Annotated in this window: 18 protein-coding genes; 7 read left to right on the plus strand and 11 right to left on the minus strand. The window is 68.6% G+C overall.

Annotation, left to right across the window (positions count from 1 at the left end; translation table 11 throughout):
* Positions 1-102: 102 nt before the first annotated feature.
* Complete coding sequence (pcp, locus tag ACZ5ZX_RS12980; RefSeq protein ID WP_465502199.1) at positions 103-738, minus strand: pyroglutamyl-peptidase I; 636 nt, start codon at positions 736-738, stop codon at positions 103-105.
* A 204-nt stretch (positions 739-942) separates the two neighbouring features.
* On the minus strand, positions 943-2358 hold the full coding sequence (locus ACZ5ZX_RS12985; RefSeq protein WP_465502200.1) for a M1 family metallopeptidase: 1416 nt from the start codon (positions 2356-2358) through the stop codon (positions 943-945).
* Between the two features lie 150 nt (positions 2359-2508).
* Here ACZ5ZX_RS12985 and ACZ5ZX_RS12990 point away from each other — a divergent pair, with 150 nt between their 5' ends.
* Positions 2509-5694 (plus strand): AfsR/SARP family transcriptional regulator, encoded by a 3186-nt coding sequence (locus ACZ5ZX_RS12990; RefSeq protein ID WP_465502201.1) that lies wholly within the window; start codon positions 2509-2511, stop codon positions 5692-5694.
* A gap of 65 nt (positions 5695-5759) precedes the next feature.
* Here ACZ5ZX_RS12990 and ACZ5ZX_RS12995 read toward each other — a convergent pair whose 3' ends face one another.
* Positions 5760-6560: an ABC transporter permease gene (locus ACZ5ZX_RS12995; protein WP_061989343.1), complete on the minus strand. Its 801-nt coding sequence runs from the start codon at positions 6558-6560 to the stop codon at positions 5760-5762.
* Positions 6557-7534 (minus strand): ATP-binding cassette domain-containing protein, encoded by a 978-nt coding sequence (locus tag ACZ5ZX_RS13000; RefSeq protein WP_465502202.1) that lies wholly within the window; start codon positions 7532-7534, stop codon positions 6557-6559. The genes ACZ5ZX_RS12995 and ACZ5ZX_RS13000 overlap by 4 nt, the downstream gene beginning before the upstream one ends.
* A 125-nt stretch (positions 7535-7659) precedes the next feature.
* Here ACZ5ZX_RS13000 and ACZ5ZX_RS13005 point away from each other — a divergent pair, with 125 nt between their 5' ends.
* Positions 7660-8694, plus strand: a complete 1035-nt coding sequence (locus ACZ5ZX_RS13005) for an endonuclease/exonuclease/phosphatase family protein (RefSeq protein ID WP_465502203.1) — start codon at positions 7660-7662, stop codon at positions 8692-8694.
* Positions 8695-8719: 25 nt separating this feature from the next.
* Positions 8720-9553, plus strand: a complete 834-nt coding sequence (locus tag ACZ5ZX_RS13010) for a hypothetical protein (protein ID WP_465502204.1) — start codon at positions 8720-8722, stop codon at positions 9551-9553.
* Here the strand turns inward: ACZ5ZX_RS13010 and ACZ5ZX_RS13015 are convergent.
* The 3 genes from ACZ5ZX_RS13015 to ACZ5ZX_RS13025 all read right to left on the minus strand — a co-directional run bounded on the left by ACZ5ZX_RS13015 (position 9550) and on the right by ACZ5ZX_RS13025 (position 12842).
* Entirely contained in the window at positions 9550-10362 is an 813-nt protein-coding gene (locus tag ACZ5ZX_RS13015; protein WP_465502205.1) for an SIR2 family NAD-dependent protein deacylase, read from the minus strand. The genes ACZ5ZX_RS13010 and ACZ5ZX_RS13015 overlap by 4 nt on opposite strands.
* The gene (locus ACZ5ZX_RS13020; RefSeq protein WP_061989337.1) at positions 10355-10663 is read right to left on the minus strand and encodes an antibiotic biosynthesis monooxygenase family protein; all 309 of its coding nucleotides are present in this window, start codon (positions 10661-10663) and stop codon (positions 10355-10357) included. Before ACZ5ZX_RS13020 ends, ACZ5ZX_RS13015 begins: the two co-directional genes overlap by 8 nt.
* Positions 10664-11399: 736 nt before the next feature.
* The gene (locus tag ACZ5ZX_RS13025) at positions 11400-12842 is read right to left on the minus strand and encodes a M1 family metallopeptidase (RefSeq protein ID WP_465502206.1); all 1443 of its coding nucleotides are present in this window, start codon (positions 12840-12842) and stop codon (positions 11400-11402) included.
* Between the two features lie 19 nt (positions 12843-12861).
* Between ACZ5ZX_RS13025 and ACZ5ZX_RS13030 the strand changes: the two genes are divergently transcribed.
* Positions 12862-13623 carry an alpha/beta fold hydrolase gene (locus ACZ5ZX_RS13030; RefSeq protein WP_465502719.1) on the plus strand — a complete coding sequence of 254 codons (762 nt, stop codon included), beginning with the start codon at positions 12862-12864 and terminating at the stop codon, positions 13621-13623.
* 6 nt (positions 13624-13629) lie between these two features.
* On the opposite strand, the gene ACZ5ZX_RS13035 is transcribed toward ACZ5ZX_RS13030, so the two are convergent.
* The 3 genes from ACZ5ZX_RS13035 to ACZ5ZX_RS13045 form a co-directional block, all read right to left on the minus strand.
* On the minus strand, positions 13630-14070 hold the full coding sequence (locus ACZ5ZX_RS13035; protein WP_465502207.1) for a thioredoxin family protein: 441 nt from the start codon (positions 14068-14070) through the stop codon (positions 13630-13632).
* A 29-nt stretch (positions 14071-14099) separates the two neighbouring features.
* Positions 14100-14450, minus strand: a complete 351-nt coding sequence (locus ACZ5ZX_RS13040; protein WP_465502208.1) for a rhodanese-like domain-containing protein — start codon at positions 14448-14450, stop codon at positions 14100-14102.
* 92 nt (positions 14451-14542) lie between these two features.
* The gene (locus ACZ5ZX_RS13045) at positions 14543-15496 is read right to left on the minus strand and encodes a LysR family transcriptional regulator (protein ID WP_465502209.1); all 954 of its coding nucleotides are present in this window, start codon (positions 15494-15496) and stop codon (positions 14543-14545) included.
* A gap of 169 nt (positions 15497-15665) precedes the next feature.
* Between ACZ5ZX_RS13045 and ACZ5ZX_RS13050 the strand changes: the two genes are divergently transcribed.
* From ACZ5ZX_RS13050 to ACZ5ZX_RS13060, 3 genes are read left to right on the plus strand one after another with little or no spacing between them, the layout of a single operon-like run.
* Positions 15666-16352 carry a tRNA-dependent cyclodipeptide synthase gene (locus ACZ5ZX_RS13050; RefSeq protein WP_465502210.1) on the plus strand — a complete coding sequence of 229 codons (687 nt, stop codon included), beginning with the start codon at positions 15666-15668 and terminating at the stop codon, positions 16350-16352.
* Positions 16353-16354: 2 nt separating this feature from the next.
* The gene (locus ACZ5ZX_RS13055; RefSeq protein WP_465502211.1) at positions 16355-17668 is read left to right on the plus strand and encodes a purine-cytosine permease family protein; all 1314 of its coding nucleotides are present in this window, start codon (positions 16355-16357) and stop codon (positions 17666-17668) included.
* Entirely contained in the window at positions 17665-18642 is a 978-nt protein-coding gene (locus tag ACZ5ZX_RS13060; RefSeq protein WP_465502212.1) for a LysR family transcriptional regulator, read from the plus strand. The genes ACZ5ZX_RS13055 and ACZ5ZX_RS13060 overlap by 4 nt, the downstream gene beginning before the upstream one ends.
* Positions 18643-18683: 41 nt before the next feature.
* On the opposite strand, the gene ACZ5ZX_RS13065 is transcribed toward ACZ5ZX_RS13060, so the two are convergent.
* Positions 18684-20126, minus strand: coding sequence for a M1 family metallopeptidase (locus ACZ5ZX_RS13065; RefSeq protein WP_465502213.1), 1443 nt, complete (start codon positions 20124-20126; stop codon positions 18684-18686).
* Positions 20127-20354: the final 228 nt, after the last annotated feature.

Raw genomic sequence — 20354 nt, forward strand, 5'->3', positions numbered from 1 at the left:
TCGCGTCGGTATGTCCTCCCGACTGGCGATGGTCGAGACCCTTCTCCTGTAATCCCCCCCCCCCCCCCCCCCCCCCCACCACCTGTACCGAGCACGAACCGCTCAGTGCAGCGTGCCCGCCGGTGTCGAGAGATCCTCGGTGACCGAGAGCGCGGTGTCCACGATGATCCCCAGCGCCTCCGCCGCACGATGCACGGCAAGGCTCGGCGCGGTCGTCCGCGCGGCTTGTTCCGGCGTATAGGGGACGTGCACGAAGCCGCCTCGCACGCCGGGGAAGTCGTTGTCCAGCAAGTGCATCAGCCCGTAGAAGACCTGGTTGCACACGTACGTCCCCGCGGTGTGCGAGACCGACGCCGGAAGACCCGCGTTCTTGATCCCCGCGACGCACGCCTTCACCGGCAGGGTCGTGAAGTACGCGTTGGGCCCGCCCGGGATCACCGGGACGTCGACAGGTTGCGAGCCCGCGTTGTCCGGGATCCGCGCGTCGATCAGGTTGATCGCGACGCGTTCCGGGGTGACGTCGGGGCGGCCGCCCGCCTGTCCGACGCAGATCACCAGTTCCGGGCGGTATTCGTCGATCGCGTCGCGCAAGGTGATCAGCGAACGCGAGAACACGCACGGCAGCTCGACGGCCACAGCGTCGCGCCGCCGGCCGGTGAGCAGGGAAACCGCCTGCCACGACGGGTTCACCCGCTCACCGCCGAACGGTTCGAAACCGGTGAGGAGCACTGACGTCATGCCGCTCACCCTAACGTGTGACAGACGTCAGGCAGTGTCGCTCAAAGCGCGCCTTCGGTTTTCCGCAGCCGGGCCGAGGCACTGGTTGTTCGACTCACTCAACCGTGTCAGCGGCCCGCCTCCGCAAAACCGAGGCCTCCGGCCGAAGAGAACGCGCGCGCGTGTCCTCGCCCAGGCGGCCGACGTCGGTCTGGGTGACACGCGTCAGGCAGCGGGCTTGAGGTCCCCGGGGTAGAGGAACTCGGGCGCCGGTTTGGTGTTGCCGTAGAACCACGCGTCGAAGAAACCCTGGAGGTTCTTGTGCGCGACGCGCTCGGCGAACTTCTGGAACTCCGGCAGGCTCGCGTTGCCGTCCCGGTGCAGGGCCGGCCACGTTTTCAGGATGCGGTCGAACGGGGCCGCGCCGATGTAGTTCTTCAGCGCGTGCAGCGCCACCGGGCCCTTCGAGTAAACGTACGTGAACTCGTTGCCGGGCCCCATGTCGTACAGTTTCCCGGCCCAGAACCGGTCCGACGCCTTCTGCACGGCGGACAGGTAGCGCGCCTTGAGATCCTGGCCCGACTTCGCCTCGGACCACATCCACTCCGCGTACGAGGCGAAGCATTCGTTGAGGCAGACGTCCTTCCACTTGTCGACGGCGACCGAGTCGCCCCACCACTGGTGGGCGTTCTCGTGCACGATCGTCGGGATGTTGCCGGCCGCGCCCGAGTAGATCGGCCTGCTCAGGGTCTCCAGCGAGAACCCGATCGGCTCGGCGAGGAAGATGCCGCCCGCGGCGTCCACCGGGTACCGGCCGAACTTCGAGGACAGGAAGTCGATGATCTCCGGCAGCCGTGCCTCGGCCTGTTTGGTCGCGGCGGGCGTGCCCGGCGCGTAGGAGTTGACGACCGGGGTGCCGTCGGACAGCTTCGTCCGCTCGAACTCCCATTTGTCGATCGCGACCGTCGTCATGTACGGCACGGCCGGGGTCTCTTCGGCCCAGACGTACGTGGTGTCGTTGCCCGAAACGAACTGCCCGCGCTCGCGGCCGTTCGAGATGACGCCCCATGCCGAGGGCACGGTGACCGCGAGGTGGAAGGTCGCCTTGTCGCGCGGGGTGTCGTTGACCGGGTACCAGGTCGTCGCGGACTTCGGCTCGCCCGCGACGAAAGCGCCGCCGGATTTCGCGTACTGCCAGCCGTTCGGGCCCAGCGACGGATCTTCGATCGCCTGCGGGACGCCGTGGTAGGCGATCTCGGCGGTGAACCGCTCGCGGTCGCGCAGCGAACGGGCCGGGGTGATCACCAGCTCGTGGTCACCGGTCCGCGTGAAGGTCGCCGTCCGCCCGTTGACCTTGACCGAGTCGACGGTCAGCCCGTGCAGGTCGAGGTTGAACGAGCTGAGCGCCTGTGTCGCCCGGCCGGTGATCGTCTGCAGGCCGGTGAGCTGCTTGGTCGCCGGTTCGTAGCCGATCTTCAGGTTGTAGTCGCCGACGTCGTAGCCGCCGTTGCCGTCCTGCGGATAGTAGCTGTCGCCCGCGCCGTCGGCGCCGGGTTTCCCGGTGTCGGCGAGGGCGGTGCCACCGCCGAGGGCACTCGCGGCCAGAACGGCGGCGATGACGGCCGCACTCCGGTACCTCATTCACGCTCCCAGTCGATCGGCTGTCGTTTGGTCCCGAACCTAGTCCCGTGACCCCGGCCGGCCGCCCGGAAAGCTCCTTGGTGCCCGGATAATCCCCACTTCCGTCGCCTAGGGGGCTGACCGGTTGCGGGTTCTGGAAAGCTGGGGGCCGTGCGTGTGACGCTGCTGGGCCCGGTCGGAGCGGAGGCCGGTGACGGCACCCCGGTCGACATCGGCGGTGTCCGCCTCCGCATGCTCTTGGCAAGGCTCGCGCTGGACCCCGGCCGCGGTGTCCCGGCGGCGGTGCTCATCGACGGGCTCTGGGGCGAGGAACCGCCGTCCGACGCGGCGAACGCGCTGCAATCCCTGGTCTCGCGGTTGCGCAAGGTACTGCGTGCCGACAACGTCACCCTCGATTCGGGTCCTGGCGGCTACCGGCTGGACATCGCCCGCGAGGACGTCGACGTCTTCCGTTTCGAACGGCTGGCGGCGGAGGGCCGAGCGGAGCTGGCGGCGGGCCGGGACTCCGGCGCGGCCGCGATCCTCGCCGAGGCGCTCAGCCTCTGGCGTGGTCAAGCACTGGCGGACGTACTCGAAGCGCCCTTCGCGCAGGCACCGGCGACGAGGCTGGAGGATCTGCGTCTCGAAGCCGCCGAAGATCGCTTCGAGGCGGAGATCCGGCTCGGCGGGCACGACGGGGTCCTCGCGGATCTCAAGGAGGCCGCCGCGCGGAATCCGCTGCGCGAACGCCTCGCCGGGCTGTGGATCCGGGCGCTGTGCGCGGCGGACCGGCAGTCCGACGCCCTCGCCGTCTACGAAGAGCTCCGGACGGCGCTGGCCGACGAGCTGGGTGTCGACCCCTCGGCCGAACTCCGTCAGCTCCACCTCGCCGCGCTGCGCGGGGAACTCGGCCCGCCGCCCGCGGCCGCCGATCATCTCCCGGTGCGGTTGACCAGCTTCGTCGGCCGCGACGACGAGATGAAGCTGGTCGCCGAGCTCCTCGCCGGTGCGCGGCTGGTGACACTGGTCGGGCCAGGCGGCGCCGGGAAGACCCGGTTGGCCACGGAGGTCGCGACACGGCATCCGGCGCACGCGCGCGGGCGCGTCTGGTTCGTCCCGCTCGCCGGTGTCCGCGACCCCGGTGACCTGCCCGGCGCGGTCTTCGCGGCACTGGAACTGTGGGACCTCGGTCTCTCGCACGGCGGCGACCCGATACGGCGCCCGGTGGACGCGCTGGCCCGCGTCGTGGAGACCCTCGGCGCCGGTGAGTCGGTGCTGGTGCTGGACAACTGCGAGCATGTGGTCGAGGCGGCCGCGGAGCTGGTGAACACCCTCCTGCGACGCGTGCCGACCCTGCGAGTCCTCGCGACGAGCCGCGAGCCGCTGGCCATCGACGGCGAGACGCTGTGCCCGCTCGGTCCGCTGGCGGTACCGGAGGGGAAGCCGACCGTTCCGCAGGCGGCCGAGGCGGGCGCGATCCGGCTGTTCGTCGACAGGGCGTTGGCCGTGCGCCCGGATTTCGTCCTCGACGAGTCCACTGTGGACGACGTCGCGCAGATCTGCCGACGGCTCGACGGGATGCCGCTGGCGCTGGAACTGGCCGCCGCGCGGCTGCGTTCGATGACCGTCGCGCAGATCTCGCAGCGTCTCGACGACCGGTTCCGCCTGCTGACCTCGGGCAGCCGGACGGCGTTGCCGAGGCAACGCACCCTGCGCGCCGTCGTCGAGTGGAGCTGGGATCTGCTCGACGACGCCGAACGCCTCCTCGCCAGACGGCTTTCGGTGTTCGGCGCCGGTGCCGAGGTCGAAGCGGTCGAAGCCGTCTGCTCCGGCGATGACCTGCCGTCCGAAGACGTCCTGTACGTCCTCGGTTCGCTCGTTGAGAAGTCCATTGTGGACGCGGTGGCCGGCGAGCAGGGTGAGCCTCGTTATCGCATGCTCGAGACCATCCGGGCCTACGCGGCGGAACGGCTGGACGAGGCCGAAGAGCGAGAACAGCTGACAAAGGCCTATCACCGCTACTACGCGCAGCTCGTCGAGCGGCTGGAGCCGTCGCTGCGGACGCGGGACCAGCTCATCGCCATCTCGCGGTACGACGCCGAACACGGCAACATCGTGACCGCGCTGCGTCAGGCGATCGACGCCGAGGACGTCGAAATGACGACCCGCCTGTTCAGCGGCATCTTCTGGTACTGGCTGATCAAGGGCGACAGTGACCGGGCCGAGGCGTTCGTCACCGAGGTGCTCACCTTCGGCGATCGGCTCGGCGAGGACTTCGTCGCCGCGTTCCGGGCGATCCGCGCGATGATGGCGATGGCGCCCGGGGTCGGCGATCCGGTCGAGGGCTTGGCGCTCATCGACCAATGCGTGCGGACGAAGGCGTACGAACGCTTCGCCGGGCTGGCTCTCGGCCTGCCGATGCTCGCGTTCTTCTGCAAGGAAAGGGAAATCGCCCACCGCGAGGTGGCGCGGGCGCTGTCGAGCCCGGATCCGTGGGCACGGGCCGCCGCGTCGTGGGCGCAGAGTTTCATCCTCGCCGACCAAGGGGACTCCGAGGGCGCGGACCAGGCGCGAGACCGGGCCTTCGACGGGTTCTCGGCCGTCGGCGACCGCTGGGGTACCGCGATGGCGGTCGGGATGAAGGCGTCCGACATCTCGATGTCCGGTGACCACGAGGCCGCGCTTTCGCTGTACCGGCAAGGGCTCGACCTCGCCCTCGAACTGGGTTCGCAGGACGACGTGATCCAGCAGCGCTGGCGGCTCGCGACCGAGTACGCGCGGGCCGGTGACCTCGACACGGCGATGCGCGAGATCCGCGAGGCGGAGCGGTACGCGATCGACACGGGCAACGACCAGCTCGCGGTGATGGTGCTGGTGGGCAAGGCCGATCTGTTCAGCCGCGCCGGACGGGTGGACGAGGCGCGCGAGGTCGCCGCCCGGTTCCGGGAGTCGATGGACAAGGTGCCGATGCCGGGTATGTTCGCCGACGAGTTCGGCGGGTACATCGACACGGAAGTCGCGCTGGCCGCCGGAGATCTGGCGGCGGCCGAACGCGGTGCCGCGGTCGTCGTGAAGTCCACCGTGGCGCGGGCCGACATGCCCGATCTCGGGCGGATCGTCGAGGTCCTCGGTCTGATCCGGTTCCGGCAGGGCCGCGCGGGCGTCGCCGTTCGCCTGCTCGGCGCGGCGAAGCTCCTCCGCGGCAGGCTCGACCTCGGCGAGCCCGCCATCCGGCAGTTGACCGACGACCTCCGCGAGCATTTCGGCGAGGAGCGCTACGAAGCCCTTCTCGTCCAGGACACCGAACTGTCCCGGGACGAGCTGCTCTCCTGGCTCAGCGCCGAAGCGAGCGCGTGAAGGCCCCCTTCCCTCGGCTCATCCGAGGGAAGGGGGCCTTCACGCGCGTTCCCCCTGACCCGGAGTCAGACGCGCTTCCGGTAAGCCCAGGTGGCGAGCGGGAAGAAGACCGCGATCGCGGCCGCCATCCAGATCAGCGAGCCGGTCAGCGGACCGGCGATCGCGCCACCGTTCATCAACCCGCGCAGTACGTCGGACATCTGCGTCACCGGGCTGATGTCCGCCCACGCCTTCAACCAGCCGGGCATGGTGCCGGTCGGCACGAAGACGTTGCTGCCGAAGGTCAGCGGCATCAGGACCACGAACATCAGGCCCTGCACCGCGCCGGGGCTCTTCACCAGCATCCCGACGAACACCGACGCCCAGCAGAACGACAGCGCGAACGCGATGGCCAAGACGACGGCGAGCACGAACTCCGCCGGGCCGGTCTGGATCCGGTAGCCCATGATCGTCGCGACGATCATCAGCACGGTGATGCACACCAGGTACCGCACGATGTCGGCCAGTACGGCGCCGACCAGCGGCGCGGACCGGGAGATCGGCATCGCGCGGAACCGGTCGAACACACCCTTGGTGACGTCGGTGTTGAGCTGGACGCCGACGGTCATGCTGGCCTGCAGGATGTTGAACACCATGATGCCGGGCACGATCATCTGCAGGTAGCCCTCGGTGCTGCCCATGATCGCGCCACCGAAGAGGTAGACGAACATGACCAGGAAGATGATCGGCGCGATGGTGACGTCGGCCAGCTGCTCCGGATTCTTCCGGATCTTCAGGATGCCGCGCCAGGCAAGGGAAAGCCCGTGCTGAACGCCGCTGGACAGTGAAACGCGCCGTGGTGGTGCGGGCGCTGCGATGGTCGTCATACCAGGCTCCCTTCCGGAGTTGCGTCCTTTGTGGACTCGTCGGTCTTCTTGCCGGTCAGCGCGAGGAACACCTCGTCGAGGCTGGGCAGCCGCAGCGCCAGCTCGTCCGCGGTGATCCCGGCCTCGTCCAGCTTGCGGACCAGGGTGGACAGCAGCACCGGGTCGGCGACGGGCGCGGTGAGCAGCCCGGTGTCGTCGTCCCGGTTCGGCCGGATCCCGGTGAGCCCGGCCAGGATGCGCTCGACGGCGTCGAGATCGCCGAGCGCGGTCGGCCGGACCTGCAGCGTCTGGCCGCCGGTCCGCCGCTTGAGCTCGTCGGCCCGCCCGTTCGCCACGACGTGGCCGTGGTCGAACACGGTGATCGTGTCGGCCAGCTGGTCGGCCTCCTCCAGGTACTGCGTGGTGAGCAGCACCGTGGTCCCGTCGGCGACCAGCGTCCGGACCACGGCCCAGACCTCGTTGCGGGCATGCGGGTCGAGACCGGTGGTCGGTTCGTCCAGGTAGAGCACCTTGGGACGGCCGACAAGGCTCGCGGCGAGGTCGAGCCGCCGCCGCATCCCGCCCGAGTACGTCTTGATCGCGCGTCCGGCGGCGTCGGTCAGTTCGAATCGCTCCAGCAGGTCGGCCGCGCGCTTCTTCGCGTCCGCCCTCGACAGCTCCAGCAGCCTGCCGATCAGGACGAGGTTCTCCGTGCCGGAGAGGTCCTCGTCGACCGACGCGTACTGCCCGGTCAGCCCGATCATGCTCCGGACCGCCATCGGGTTCTTGACGACGTCGTAGCCGAACACGCTCGCGTGGCCGCGGTCCGGCCGGATCAAGGTGGCCAGGATCCGGACGGCGGTCGTCTTCCCCGCGCCGTTCGGCCCCAGCACCCCGACCACCTTGCCCGCCGGGACCTCCAGATCGACCCCGTCGAGCGCCTTCGTCTCCCCATAGTGCTTGACCAGGCCCTCGGCCCTGATCGCGTGCGACATGTTTCCTCCTGTGGATCTCGCCCCGCGGACAAAGGTGCCCTCCCTCGCTGGCAGACGGCGCACAGCGCGCTGGCAGCGCCTGATAAGCGCTGGTAGACGCGGTGTGAGGAGGTTGTGAAGGTGTTGTGGAGACCGCCGCCCCGCCGTCGCCGATCGGCATACTCGACGGCATGGTGATCGAAGAACGGCCGACGGCGGCTCCCGTCCGGACGCGTCGTGGCACTCGCGGCACGCTGGTCAGCGGGCTGCTCATCGGGGCGGTCGTGCCGTTCGCGGTGCTGACGGGGTTGCGGCTCGTCGGCTACGACGGCAACACGTACACGATCGCGGCGCTCGCGCTGACCCCGTACGCCGGGATCGCGACGCTGGTGCTCGCCGTCCTCGCGCTCGGGCTGCGCCGCTGGTGGACCGGGGCCGTCGCGCTGGTGCTGACCTGCACGATCGCCGCGCTGGTATTGCCCCGCGCCTTCGCGAACGAACAGAAGGCGCTCGACGGCAAGCACGTCCGCGTGCTGGCGTCGAACATGCTCGGGGGACGGGCGGACCCGGCCAAAATCGTCGGTTACGTGAAGGAACACCAGGTCGACGTCCTGAGCCTGACCGAGATGACGCCCGAGGCGGTCACGAAGCTGGAGCGGGCCGGTCTGTTCGAGATCCTGCCGTTCCACGTGCTGCACCCGGCGGAGTGGGCGTCCGGCTCCGGGCTGGTGTCGAAGTACCCGCTCACGCCGCTGAAGCTGACCGGCGCTTCGGACTTCAAGCAGCCGAGCGCGGGTATCGACCTCGGTGACGGCGTCCGGATCGAGGTCGTCGCGGTCCATCCGGCCGCGCCGATGTGGGACAGGCACGTATGGGTCGACGAAGCCAAGGACCTGCCCTACGCCGACGCCGAGCACGACATCCGGATCCTGGCGGGCGACTTCAACGCCAGCCTCGACCACGCACTCTTCCGTGAGCTGCTGACCAGGGGATACGTGGACGCGGCCGATCAGACGGGGAAGGCGCTGACGGGGACCTGGACGAACGGCGTGGTGCCGCCGGTGCCGATCGACCACGTGCTGGCGGACAAGCGGGCGGCCATCGCGGATTTCGCGGTGCTGGAGATGCCGGGCAGCGATCACGACGCCGTCTACGCCGAGGTCGTCCTGCCCGGAAAGTGACCTTCCGCTGGCAGTCTTCCCGCTCATGAAGAAGCTCTGGGGACTTCTCGCGCTCTTGCTGGTCGCGGCCTGTGTCCCGGGAAGTCTGCCGCCGAGCGCCGCGGAGAGCGCGCTGGGTTTCGCCGCCCGGCCGGGCGAGGCACGGTCTCTCGGCCTCCAGGATCCCGCCGCCGAGGCCGAGCGGCTGTTCCGGCCGGGCCCCGACCGGCGACCGGTGGCGCTGGTCCGCGCGGGCCGCACCGTGGTCGGTGTCGGGGTCCGGGAGTTCCCCGGCGAAGAACGGTCCGAGCCGATCGCGTGGGTTTCCGGGGACGAAGGCCGTAGTGCGCGCGAGATCGTCTTGCCGCAGGACCGGCCGGGGCACTGGGCGCCGAGGGCGATCGCTGCCGAGGGCGATCAGATCCTCGTGGCCGGCTCCCTCGGCGCGGATGTGCGGGTGTGGGCCTCCGGTGACGCGGGCGCGACCTGGAGGGTGTCGGAGGTTCCGGTGCGGGGGAGCGACCTCTGGTTTTCCACGGTGCTCCGGACGGCTGGGAAATGGCTGCTGGCCGGGGGTTCCGCGGGAGGGACGCTGGTCGTGACCGGCGCGCCCGGCGACTGGGAGACCGGTTCCCTCGGCGACGGCCGGATCCTCGGCGGGACGGTCGACAAGGCGGGCAAAGCGGTGCTGTTCGGCGACCGCACGGAGTGGAACCGGGCCCAGACCTCGAAAAGGTCGTGTGCGGTGGTCTGGGTCGCGGACGGCGGCTGGCAGCGGGGTGAGCTGGGCTGCCCGGCGGATCAGCTCGTCGCCGCGGTGACCCTCGATGACGGGCGGGTGTTACTGAAGGGTGACCGCGACCTGTGGATCCGGCCTTAGCCGAGCATGGCGTCCAGCGCTTCGAGGGTTTCGAGGCCGTTGCTCGCCAGTGAGACACCCCGGCCGTGCCGGACCTGCGGCTCACGCGGGTTGATCCGGATGAGTGAACCGGTCGCGGCGCTGGCCAGTTCGGCATAACGCCGCACCGTCGGCACGGCCTGCCCGGCGCCGAGTTCCACCACCACGAGGTCGCGATGCGCGCGCCGCCACGCGGTCAGCTCGTCGAGCTGGGCCTGGCTGCGCTGTTCAAGCCACTCGTAATCGCCGAACATGAGGATGTTGGGCCGTGCGAGGCCGCCACAACGCGGGCACGACGGCAGCGGCTTCAGCGCGCGCATCGTGTCCTCGTCGATCGGGACCTCGACGTCGTCCGCCCGCCAGATGTCGGCGGTGCACCGGCCGAGGCACTGCAGGTGGTGGATGGACCCGTGGGCCTCGGCCACGTGCGCGTAGCCCGCCTTCTGGAACTGTCCGTCCACATTGGACGTGAACGCGCGTACGCCACCGGGTTTGCGCGCTCCCCAGGACAGCAGGAGCCGGAATCCCTCGTGCGGGACGGTGGCGCGGTACAGCGCGAGCCGGTGCCCGTAGAAACCCCATGCCAGCTCGGGATCTTCGGCGAAATGCCGCGGGTCGGCCAGCTCGACGAAGCTGATGCCCAGCCGTTCGTACGGTGGATATGCCTTCCAGAAACCTTCGTCACCCCGGAAATCGGGCAGGCCGGAGTCGACGCCCATCCCGGCACCGGCACAGACGAGCAGCGCGCCGGCGCCGTCGATCAGTTCCGCGGCTCGTTCGAGCTCACTCACCCGGCTTCGAAGCCTGGACGACCTCGAATTCCAGCAGCTTCGCCCCGCTGGACACCGGCTTCGCGCGCTCGCCCGCGTGCGCCTCGCGCGCCGGGCCGGACGCCCACGCCTGGTACGCCTCTTCGGATTCCCACTTGGTGTAGACGAAGTAGCGGCTCTCGCCGGAGACCGGGCGGAGCAGTTCGAAGCCGAGGAAGCCGGGCTGGTTGTCGACGGCGTGCAGCCGTGCGGCGAACCGCTTCTCCAGCTCGGGGCCTGCGCCTTCGGGGACCTCGATCGCGTTGATCTTCACGACTGCCATGCCGCCAGCCTACGACGAAACTCTTTCGCGCCGCGATGTGACGCGTGCCTACCCGCATTCAGCGGACCAAATGCGTTCCACTCCTTCAGGACACGCCACGTTCGCCTTGCCCTCGGTCGCCTGCCGCCAGTCCGTGAAGGCCTCCTTGAGGGGCTCGCCTTTGCTTACCCACTGGGGTGGGGCTTGTGCGGGTTGCCGGTGCGGTCGGGTGGGGAAGATTTCGGCCGTTGAGCGTCCGGAATCTTCCCCGCTCGTGCTCGGGCTCAAGGGACGAGACCGGACGACGATGCCTGCGGAACCACCCTCGTCCAGGTCAGGCGTAGGCCCAGTCCGTGAAGGCCTCCTTGAGGGACTCTGAGTCCCTCAAGGAGGCGTGGTCTTGTGTACCTACGTCTGACCAGCAGATGAGCAGTGATTCGGCGAGTCGTCGAGCGTGTCAATGAAGGATTTGGGACGTTGAGTGTCCCAAATCCTTCATAGACAGCGGGGATCGCCACCGGTTCGGAGGCTGATCAAGGGCACCTCACTCAGGTCCCCGGTACGGGTGCGAGACCTCCACCAGTAGGTCAACAAATCAGTGCTCGCCAAGGAGGCCTTCACAGACCATCGACCTTCGTGGGCGAACATGTCCGACACGCGACCGCCCCACCCGCCTTAAGTTCTTGGCATTGACCTTCACGGCAGCGCGCCGGACCCGCCGCGTCTGACGACTACGCGCATTTAGCGGACTAAGTGCCTAGCCGCGCAGGGTACCCGGCAGCAGTTCGGCGTCCGGAGGGATCGCCGTGCTGTGGAACCAGGCGTCGAAGAACGGCCGCAGGTTCTGCTCCGAAAGCTTGATCGTGAACGCCTCGAAATCCGCCCAGGACGCGTTGGCGTTCCGGTACGCCGCCGGCCACTCCTTCAGCAGCCGCGCGAAAGCCCCTTCGCCGATCTTCCGCCGCAGCGCGTGGATGGCCAGGATCCCCTTGTCGTACACGCCGTGGAATTCGTGGCCGGCCCCCATGCCGACCAGCTTCGACGACCAGAATTCCGGGCTGCCCCCCATGATCTCGAGCGCGGCGCGATAGCGGTCGTCGAGGTTCTCGTTGTCCCGCGATTCCTGCCAGAGCCATTGCGCGTACGAGGCGAAGCATTCGTTGAGGCAGATGTCGGACCACGAATTCAGCGTCACCGAATCGCCGAACCACTGATGTGCGGTTTCGTGCACCACGGTGATCAGGTCGGCCCATTTCGCGTAGGTCGGCCTGGTCTGGGTCTCCAGCGAGAAGTGGATGTCCTCGTCGAGGTAGATCCCGCCCGCCGCGTCGACCGGGTACGGCCCGAATTTCGACGTCAGGAAGCCGATGATCTCCGGCAGCCGCCTGCCGGTGTCGCGCCGGTCCTCCGCGCCCGGCGCGTACGCGTTGACCAGCGGTGTCCCGTCGGGGAGCGACATCCGGTCGACGGTGAACTTGTCGATCGCCACCGTGGTCAGGTAGGCCGCCACGGGCGTGCGCTCCTGCCAGGACGTCGTCGACCAGCCGTTGGCCGCGGTCTTCTGGATCTCGCGTCCGTTCGAGATGACCGTCCAGCCGTCCGGCACCCGGGCGGTGAGGTTGAACATCGCCTTGTCGCGCGGGGTTTCGTTGACCGGATACCAGAACGACGCCGAATGCGGCTCGCCGACGATGAACGCGCCACCGTCCTTCGACTTCTGCCAGCCGTTTTCGCTGCCGCCCGCCTTCGGGGTCGCCGACGGGTCGCCGCCGTAGACGACCTTCGTGTGGAAAGTGGTCCCGTTCCGGATCGGCTCGGCGGGCGTCACCACCAGCTCGAATTCGCCTTCACGGGCGAACTTCGCCGGTTTTCCCTCCACTTCAACGGATTGCACCGTCAAGCCGCGTAAGTCCAAGTTGTACCGATTGAGGTCTTGGGTCGCTTTCGCGGTCACCGTGGTGTCGCCGTCGAGACGCCCTTTCGCGGGGTCGTAAGTGATCCCGACCTGGTATTCGACGGCGTCGTAACCGCCGTTTCCGTCCATCGGGTAATACGGGTCGCCCGCGCCGGAAGCGCCGGGCAGCGGGTTCATCGGCGGCGGCGGAGGGGGCGCGGCGGGGGGATCATCGACGCTGCAACCGATAATCAGGGCGCTGACGACCCCCAGGACCAGACCGGCGGCGGGGATACGGCTGCGCATGGAGGGGAGCTTAGTGGTGATGCAGCGCGACGGGTTGGTCACTTTCGGCGGTGAGGGGCCGCCGATCGTCCTCCTGCACGGGTTGATGGGCAGGGCGACGACGTGGTGGCGGGTCGCGCGAAGGCTCGAACCGTACGGGCGTGTCCACGGTCTCGACGCGCGCGGGCACGGACGCGGCCCGCGTGGCGGACCGTGGCGCACCGAGCGGTTCGCCGACGACGTCGCCGCGCTGCTGCGGACCTTCGACGAGCCCGCGGTCTTGATCGGGCATTCGATGGGCGGCCTGCACGCTTGGGTCACCGCGGCCATCCATCCCGACCTCGTCCGCGCCGTGGTCTGCGAGGACTTCGCGCCGGACCAGCGCGGACGGACGGTGGACGAATGGCGTGGCTACTTCGAATCCTGGCCGGTCCCGTTCCGCTCACTGGCCCACGTGCGCGAGTTCTTCGGCGAAACCGGCGACTACTTCATCGAATGCGTCGAAGAACGCGAGGACGGTTATCACCTGATCGCGTCGCTTCCGGATCTGTACGAGATCGCCGCGGAATGGGGGCGGCGCGATTTCTGGGAGTACGTCGAGCGCGTCAAGTGCCCCCTGCTCGCCATCGAAGGCGAGCGGACGGCGATGCCGCACGGCCAGCAGGCCGAACTGGCCGCGCGGGTGCCCGGCGGCCTCGGACGGCACATCGTCGTCCAAGGCGCCGGGCACGTGGTGCACGACGAAGCGCCAGAGACCTATCTCGGTGCCGTCGAAGCGTTCCTCTCCGACGTCATCGGATAGCCCTGGTCAGCCCTTCGCCAGCTGGGCGTCGATCCAGGCGCGCAACCGCGACTCGCCCGGGTAGCCGATGTTCCGCGAGTTGGGCAGTTCGGTGGTGTCTCGGACGCCGACCAGCGTCGGGAGGTAGCGGATGTTGTACCGGCCGGCCAGGTCCCGGCTCTGGTCGACGTCGACCTCGCCGAGCAGGAACCGGCCGCCGTATTCGGCGGCGAGCCGTTCGATCACCGGCTTCATCTGACGGCACGGCGGGCACCAGGTCGCGCCGAAGTCCATGATGACCAGCTTCTGCCGCGAGACGTCCATGACCTGGGCGTAGTTGGCCGAAGTCACCGTGACCACGTTTTCGGCCGTCGGCGACGGTGCGGCGGAAGCCGCGCCGGAGCCGAATCCGGTGATGAGCGCGAGCACGCCGGCCAGCACGCAGACGAACCGTTTGCACTTGGACAAGACGTTCTCCTTCGATGCGGGGAGTCCACTCAGGACGAAGAACTGGTCGGCAATCCTCCCGCCACCCAGTCTTCGATGCCTTCGCGGTATTTGCGGACGTTCGTGTACCCGAGCTCCAGCAGCCGCCGTCCGACGAATTCACTGTTGCGGCAGGGCGTGTTCGCGCAATAGACGACGATCTCGGCCGCCTTGTCCGGTAGCACCCTCGGCGCCAGCCGATCGGTGAACTCGGCGGCCAGTTCGTACGGGAATCCCGGAATATTGCGGGCTTCGGGAATGTGCTCCTTTTCGAAATAGGCGACCGGCATGGTGTCGACGACGACCACCGTTCCGGCCTCCATTTCCGAGCGCAGTTCCGTACGAGTGATCAACGGCAGCATGGTGCCCCTTCTCTCCACGACCGTGTTTGACGATTCCCATCGTCGGCCGTTTCCCGAAGGGCGCTCTAGTGCCGCCTCGGCATGCCAGTGGGTTATCCGACGGCCAGCCTGCCGTGTCGGCGCAGCCAGGTCCGGTACGGCGCCGTCCGCTCCGCCAGCCGCCAATATCCGGCGGTCGCCTCGGCGGCGAGTTCTCCGGCCGCGGACGCGCACGGCCCGTCTTCGCGCCACGCGAGCACGTGTCGCACACACATCGGGGCGCCGGACAGCGGCCGGATGGCCAGGCCGTCCGTCTGCGGCCGGGTCGGCTGGACCAGCCCGACGCCGTACCCGCCGCTGACCAGATCCTCCCGCGCGGTGTCGAAATCGACGTCGTGGGTGATCCGGGGGTCGAAACCGTGCGCGAGACACATTTCGCGGAACACCACCCGGCAGCCGTCACCGCCGTTCGACACGATCCAGTCCTCCCCGGCCAGTTCGGCGAGCTCGATCTCTTCCTCGCCGGCGAGCGGGTGCCCGGAAGGGAGCGCGACGAACGAGGGCTCCTTGGCCAGGGTCAAGGTCCGCACTTCCGGCGGCACCGGCAGACCGCGCCCGCCGCAGATCATGATCAGCGCGAGGTCGATGCCGCGGTTCGCGACCTGGGCCAGCAGCCGGGTGCGCGAGGTGTCCGCACGCGTGCGGAACGGTTCGCCCGGCCGCAGGTCGCGCAGCCCGCCCAGCAGCGAACCCGTGATGGCGCTGTCGTTCCAACCGACTCTGAGCGGTTCGCCCACTCCGGGTTCCTGACGGTGGAAGTCTTGTTCCAGTTCGTCGAAGGTCAGCACGATCGCCCTGGCCCGCCGCAGGATCAGGGCGCCGAGTTCGGTGGGCCGCACCCCGTGCTGGTCGCGGTGGAACAGCGAACCGCCGACCATCCGCTCGATCCGGCGCAACTGATGGCTGAGCGCGGGCTGTCCGAGCCCCAGGCAGGCCGCGGCACGGTTGAGGCTTCCGGAGGAAGCGATCTCACAGATCACGCGAAGATGCCGAACCTGAATCTCCATGACTTCGTATACCGCGTTTCCCCTCGCCCCGGCACCTCCGAAAGTCGAGATCCGTAATTTCCTATAACCCGATGACAACATTTGCCGGCAATACCCGGGTCATCGGTGGCGTGGCTAGGTTCGGTCGGCGCCTCAACTCCGCCGCATATCCCGCGAATCAGGAGCCGTCTTGCTGCGACCACTGCCGCTCACCGAGCAATGCGCCGATCCGCTGTCGCGAGCCGAACACGTGTGCATCGGCATCAGCCCCTTCAACAGCTATTTCACGGTGGAACGTATCGCCGATCTGGCCCGCTGGGCCAGGTCCGGCTTTCGCGGTTTCCATTTCTTCGTCCCGGACGGGCCGTCGGCGTTCACGCTCGAAGCGCTCGGCTACGACCCGGTTCGCGCCGCGCGGAAGGCACAGCGGCAAGGCAACTACACGCGCAACAAGATCGTCCGCGCGCTGCAGCAGGTGTATCCGTCGGACCCGCGCGAGCGGATCCTCGACGCCGCCGTGCTTGAAACCGATCCCGCGTATTTGAACCTGCTTTCCGAGGCGCACCAACGTTTCGCGACCGACGCGGAGTTCGCCGAGCACTGTCTCGGCGCGACGGGCTGGGTACTGGACCGGCGGCTGCCCGAAGGCGAACATCCCACCCGTGACCAGCTGCGCAGCGCGGTCCGGTACTTCCTGGCCGAGTTGCCGATGTTCATCGGCACCGTGGCCGTGGCAGGTGTCGGGAGTTCGGTGTTCGCCTACCACCAGCGGGTCGCCTTCCTCGAACGGCTCTACCGCGGCGAACTGTCGTGGCGGCCACTTCCCGGGCAGGGCTTCGCCGTCCTCGAGAACGCCGTCCCGGAACGAGCGGAGTGACCATGGAACACGATGATTTCTCGCTGCGCCGCGTACCGGCCGAACGCCGTTATTCCTGGGTTTCCGTGGCGCTGCAACGGTTCGGGCAGGTGTCCTCGTTCCATCAGTTCCTGCTCGGCGCGGTGCTCGGCTTCGGCATGACGTTCTGGGACGCGGTGCTGGCCATCACGATCGGCTCGGTCCTCCTGGAGATCATCACCATCCTGATGGGCATCGCCGGCACCCGGGAAGGGCTCTCGACTTCGGTACTCGCGCGCTGGACCGGCTTCGGCACCGGCGGATCCTCGCTGGTCGGACTGCTCATGACGCTGAGCCTGGCAGGCTGGTTCGGCGTGCAGAACGACGTGTTCGCGCACGGTCTGCACGCCTTGATGGGCGGCCCGCCGGTGTGGGTCTGGGCGCTGGCGGGCGGTGCGCTGGTCACCGCGATCGTCGTGTTCGGCTTCCACGCGATGGCCTGGACGGCGTATCTGACGGTGCCCGCTTTCCTCGCGCTGGCCGGATATTCGATCATCACCGCGCTCGACGACCATTCGCTGCCCGCGCTGATGTCCGCGCCGCCGCCAGGACCGGCGATGTCGCTGGCGCAGGGCACCACGCTGGTGGCAGGCGCGTTCATCATGGGCGCGATCATGACGCCGGACATGACCCGGTTCAACCGGACGGCGTCCGACGTGGTGAAGCAGACCCTGGTCAGCATCACTCTCGGGCAGTACCTGATCGGGCTGATCGGCGTACTGCTCGCGCACGCGGCGAAAAGCGCGGACGTGGTCGGGATCATCACCTCGTCGTCCGGGGTGCTCGGCACGCTGATCCTGATCACCGCGATCCTGAAGATCAACGACTGGAACCTGTATTCGTCCTCGCTCGGGCTGGTGAACACCGTGCAGGTGCTGCTGTCCCGGCGGTTGGACCGCACCACCGCCACCCTGCTGCTGGGCGGTCTCGGCACGGTGCTCTCCGCGATCGGCATCCTCGATCATTTCACCACCTTCCTGACCTGGGTCGGCGTGCTCACGCCACCGGTGGCGGGGGTGGTGATCGCCGAGTACTACGTGGTCCGGCGCTGGAAACCGGAGCTGGTGGCGACGCGGGCGTCGGGCGAGTTGCCGTCGTCTTGCCCGGCTTGGGTTCCTTCCGCGTTGATCTGCTGGGTGGCGGGTGCCGCGGTGGGCGCCTGGCTGCCGTGGGGAATTCCCACGGTGAACTCCGTTTTCGGCGCTTTTCTCCTGTATATTCTTCTCGGCAGACGGACCACGGCCGCATCGGTTCCCGTGGCGATGACTTCTTCCGACGGGCCCAAAACCCGTACGTGACAAAGGAGTTCGACGTCGTACAGCTGGATGTCCACCACCTGCGGGTGATTCGGGCGATCGCGGACACGGGCAGCCTTTCCCGTGCCGCGATCGCTCTCGGCGTCACGCAACCCGCCGTGTCCACCCAGCTCAAGCGGCTGGAGCAGATGCTGGGCTACCAGTTGTTCGAGCGGCGCGAAGGCGGCGTGACGCCGACGCCGATGGGCGAGCTGCTGCTGCGCCGCACGGCCGCTTTGCTGCCACAGCTGGACAAACTGCTCGAAGACATCGAGCAGCGCGTCTGCCCCAGCGGCCCGCCCGACGTCGTCCGGGTGGCGGCCGTGGCCAGCGCGCTGGTGGCGCATCTGCCGTCACTGGTGACGAGACTGTGGCCGGAGGTCTCCGAGGTGCAGGTCGTGCACGACGACCATCCCGAACGGCTGCTGCCACTGCTGGCGCAACGGCGCGCGGAATTGGGACTGGTCAAGGAATACCCGGGATACGAGCTGGAAGTCCCGGCGAACGTGGCCACCGCCGTGGTGGCGACCGAGCCGACCTTCGTGCTGCTGCCGGAGGGCCATCCGCTGGCGGGCGAGGAAGTCGTGGACCTGGGCGCGTTGCGGGACGAACCGTGGGTGATGGTGTCGGATTCGTCGGCGACCACGTTCAACAAGTATTTCGCCGACACCTGCGCGCGGCACGGCTTCAGCCCGTCGGTCACCCACCAGGTGACTTCGCAGCAGGTGGCGTTGTTGGTGGTCCGGGCGGGCGCGATCGGCCTGTCACAGCCGATCTGTGATCCGCGCGCTCTCGGGATCGTCACCCGGCCGCTGCGCGGGGATGTGTTGCCACGCAGGCATGTCCTCGCCTGGAATCGCGAGACCTTCGTGGCGGGGCGGCAGGCGGAACTGCTCGCCGCCGTGGTCGAAACGTACTGGGCCGAGGCGAGAACGGCACCGGTTTACGCCGCGCACCTGGAAAAGACTCGTGAGTGATTCGGGTCGTTCTAACGATCCGAATCACTCACGAGGTCTTGTCACTTCCCGGGGTAGAGGAGCTCGTCCGGCGGCCGCACCGTGCCGTCGAGCCACGCGTGGTTGAACTCGCCGAGGTCGCGCTGGGTCATCGCGGAGACGTAGAGCTCGAAGTCGTGCCAGTTCTGGTTGCCCTGCGGGTTGATCACCGGGAAGTCTGCCAGGATCTGGAAGAAGGCGTCGTCACCGATGAGACGGCGCAGCGCGTGCACCATCAGCACCGCTTTGGCCGTGGGCGCGAATTCGGTCCCCTTGCCGGGATCGGTGAGCTTGGGCGCCCAGAATGCCGCGTCATCGCTCACCTTGGCGACCAGATCGCGGTACCGCCGGTCCAGGTCGACGCCGTTCTTGGCCTCGTCCCACAACCAGACCGCGTACCGCGCGATGGACTCGGGCATCAGCGCGTCACGCCACATCTTGCCGCTCACCCCGGCCCCCCACCATTGGTACGCGGTGGCGTACACGAGATCGGCGACTGTCGCCGTGCGTCCGTACACCGGCCGCGTCTGCGCGCCGTGCGTGTAGCCGAGAGAACGGTCCAGGAACAGGCCACCCGCCGCGGATTGCGGGTAGTCGCCGAACTTCCCGGTGAGGAACTCCAGCACCTCGGGCAGCCGTCCGCCGATCTTCCGGTTGTCGACGGCGCACGGATGGTAGGCGTTGATCGCCGTCCGGCCGCCGGGAAGGGTGATCCTCTCGACCTCCCAACGGCCGATGCCGAGCATCGCCGTGTTCGGGGCGAGGGCGGTGTCCTCCGCCCAGGTGACGGTGTGCCGCCCGTAGCCAGCCGGCCGGTCGGAGACCTGGAAACCGTTTCCTGTCACGGAGAATTCGTCCAGGACGGTGACGGAGACCCGCAAGGTCGCTTTGTCGACCTCGGTACCGTTGACGGGGAACCAGGTCATCGCCGAATGCGGCTGTCCGGTGGCCACGGCGAAATCACCGGACGTGGCCAGCCAGCCGACCCGGCCACGCGCCGTGCCGATCGGCTCCGGCCGCCCGTCGTACCCGACCACCACGGTGAACCGCGTACCTTCGGCCACCGGGTTCCGTGGGGTGATCACCAGTTCGTGTTCACCCTCCCGCCGGAACGCGGCGGCCACCCCGTCGACGGTCACCGAACGTACGGTGAGACCGCGAAGGTCGAGGTTGAACCGGCTCAGGTCCTGTGTTGCCGTCGCGGTGATCGTCGCCTTGCCGCTCAGCAGCATCGAGTACGGCGCGTAGTCCAACGCGAGCGAGTAGCCGGAGACGTCGTAGCCGCCGTTGCCGTCCTTCGGGTAGTAGGGATCGGCGCCGAGAACGGTGCCGTCGGGCGAGACGTGCACGTACCCGTCGCTGCCGGGTGACGGCTGAGCCGCCGCCGAGGTCTGACAAGTGCCGATCATCGTGGTGGCGAGCAACGCGGTGCACAGTGGCTCCTGCCACCGAATCCGCACGGTCATGTACGAGCCTTCTCTCTACGGGGGATGGTGCCCGGCCATCGTGCGGTCGTCCGCGCCGGTCGCGGCACTGCCAGCCCGCCATGCCGTGGGGTTATCCGGGAGGGGAGAGGGAGCGCGCGAGAGGGTGGGCGGTCGGGTTGGTGGGGGGTGGGGGGGTGGGGGGTTGTGACGCAGAGACCCACACCAGCACAACACCCCCCCCCCCAGCGTGGCCCCGCTAAACCCCCG

This window comes from Amycolatopsis sp. NPDC033938 (assembly GCF_055575975.1).

Bases quoted from the DNA above. Each gene is read 5' to 3' on its own strand.
- ACZ5ZX_RS13010 (WP_465502204.1), top strand. From the start codon at position 8,720: ATGAAGAAGCTCTGGGGACTTCTCGCGCTCTTGCTGGTCGCGGCCTGT.
- ACZ5ZX_RS13020 (WP_061989337.1), bottom strand. From the start codon at position 10,663: ATGGCAGTCGTGAAGATCAACGCGATCGAGGTCCCCGAAGGCGCAGGC.
- ACZ5ZX_RS13000 (WP_465502202.1), bottom strand. From the start codon at position 7,534: ATGTCGCACGCGATCAGGGCCGAGGGCCTGGTCAAGCACTATGGGGAG.
- ACZ5ZX_RS12985 (WP_465502200.1), bottom strand. From the start codon at position 2,358: ATGAGGTACCGGAGTGCGGCCGTCATCGCCGCCGTTCTGGCCGCGAGT.
- ACZ5ZX_RS13040 (WP_465502208.1), bottom strand. From the start codon at position 14,450: ATGCTGCCGTTGATCACTCGTACGGAACTGCGCTCGGAAATGGAGGCC.
- ACZ5ZX_RS13025 (WP_465502206.1), bottom strand. From the start codon at position 12,842: ATGCGCAGCCGTATCCCCGCCGCCGGTCTGGTCCTGGGGGTCGTCAGC.
- ACZ5ZX_RS12995 (WP_061989343.1), bottom strand. From the start codon at position 6,560: ATGACGACCATCGCAGCGCCCGCACCACCACGGCGCGTTTCACTGTCC.
- ACZ5ZX_RS13030 (WP_465502719.1), top strand. From the start codon at position 12,862: ATGCAGCGCGACGGGTTGGTCACTTTCGGCGGTGAGGGGCCGCCGATC.
- pcp (WP_465502199.1), bottom strand. From the start codon at position 738: ATGACGTCAGTGCTCCTCACCGGTTTCGAACCGTTCGGCGGTGAGCGG.
- ACZ5ZX_RS13065 (WP_465502213.1), bottom strand. From the start codon at position 20,126: ATGACCGTGCGGATTCGGTGGCAGGAGCCACTGTGCACCGCGTTGCTC.
- ACZ5ZX_RS13055 (WP_465502211.1), top strand. From the start codon at position 16,355: ATGGAACACGATGATTTCTCGCTGCGCCGCGTACCGGCCGAACGCCGT.
- ACZ5ZX_RS13045 (WP_465502209.1), bottom strand. From the start codon at position 15,496: ATGGAGATTCAGGTTCGGCATCTTCGCGTGATCTGTGAGATCGCTTCC.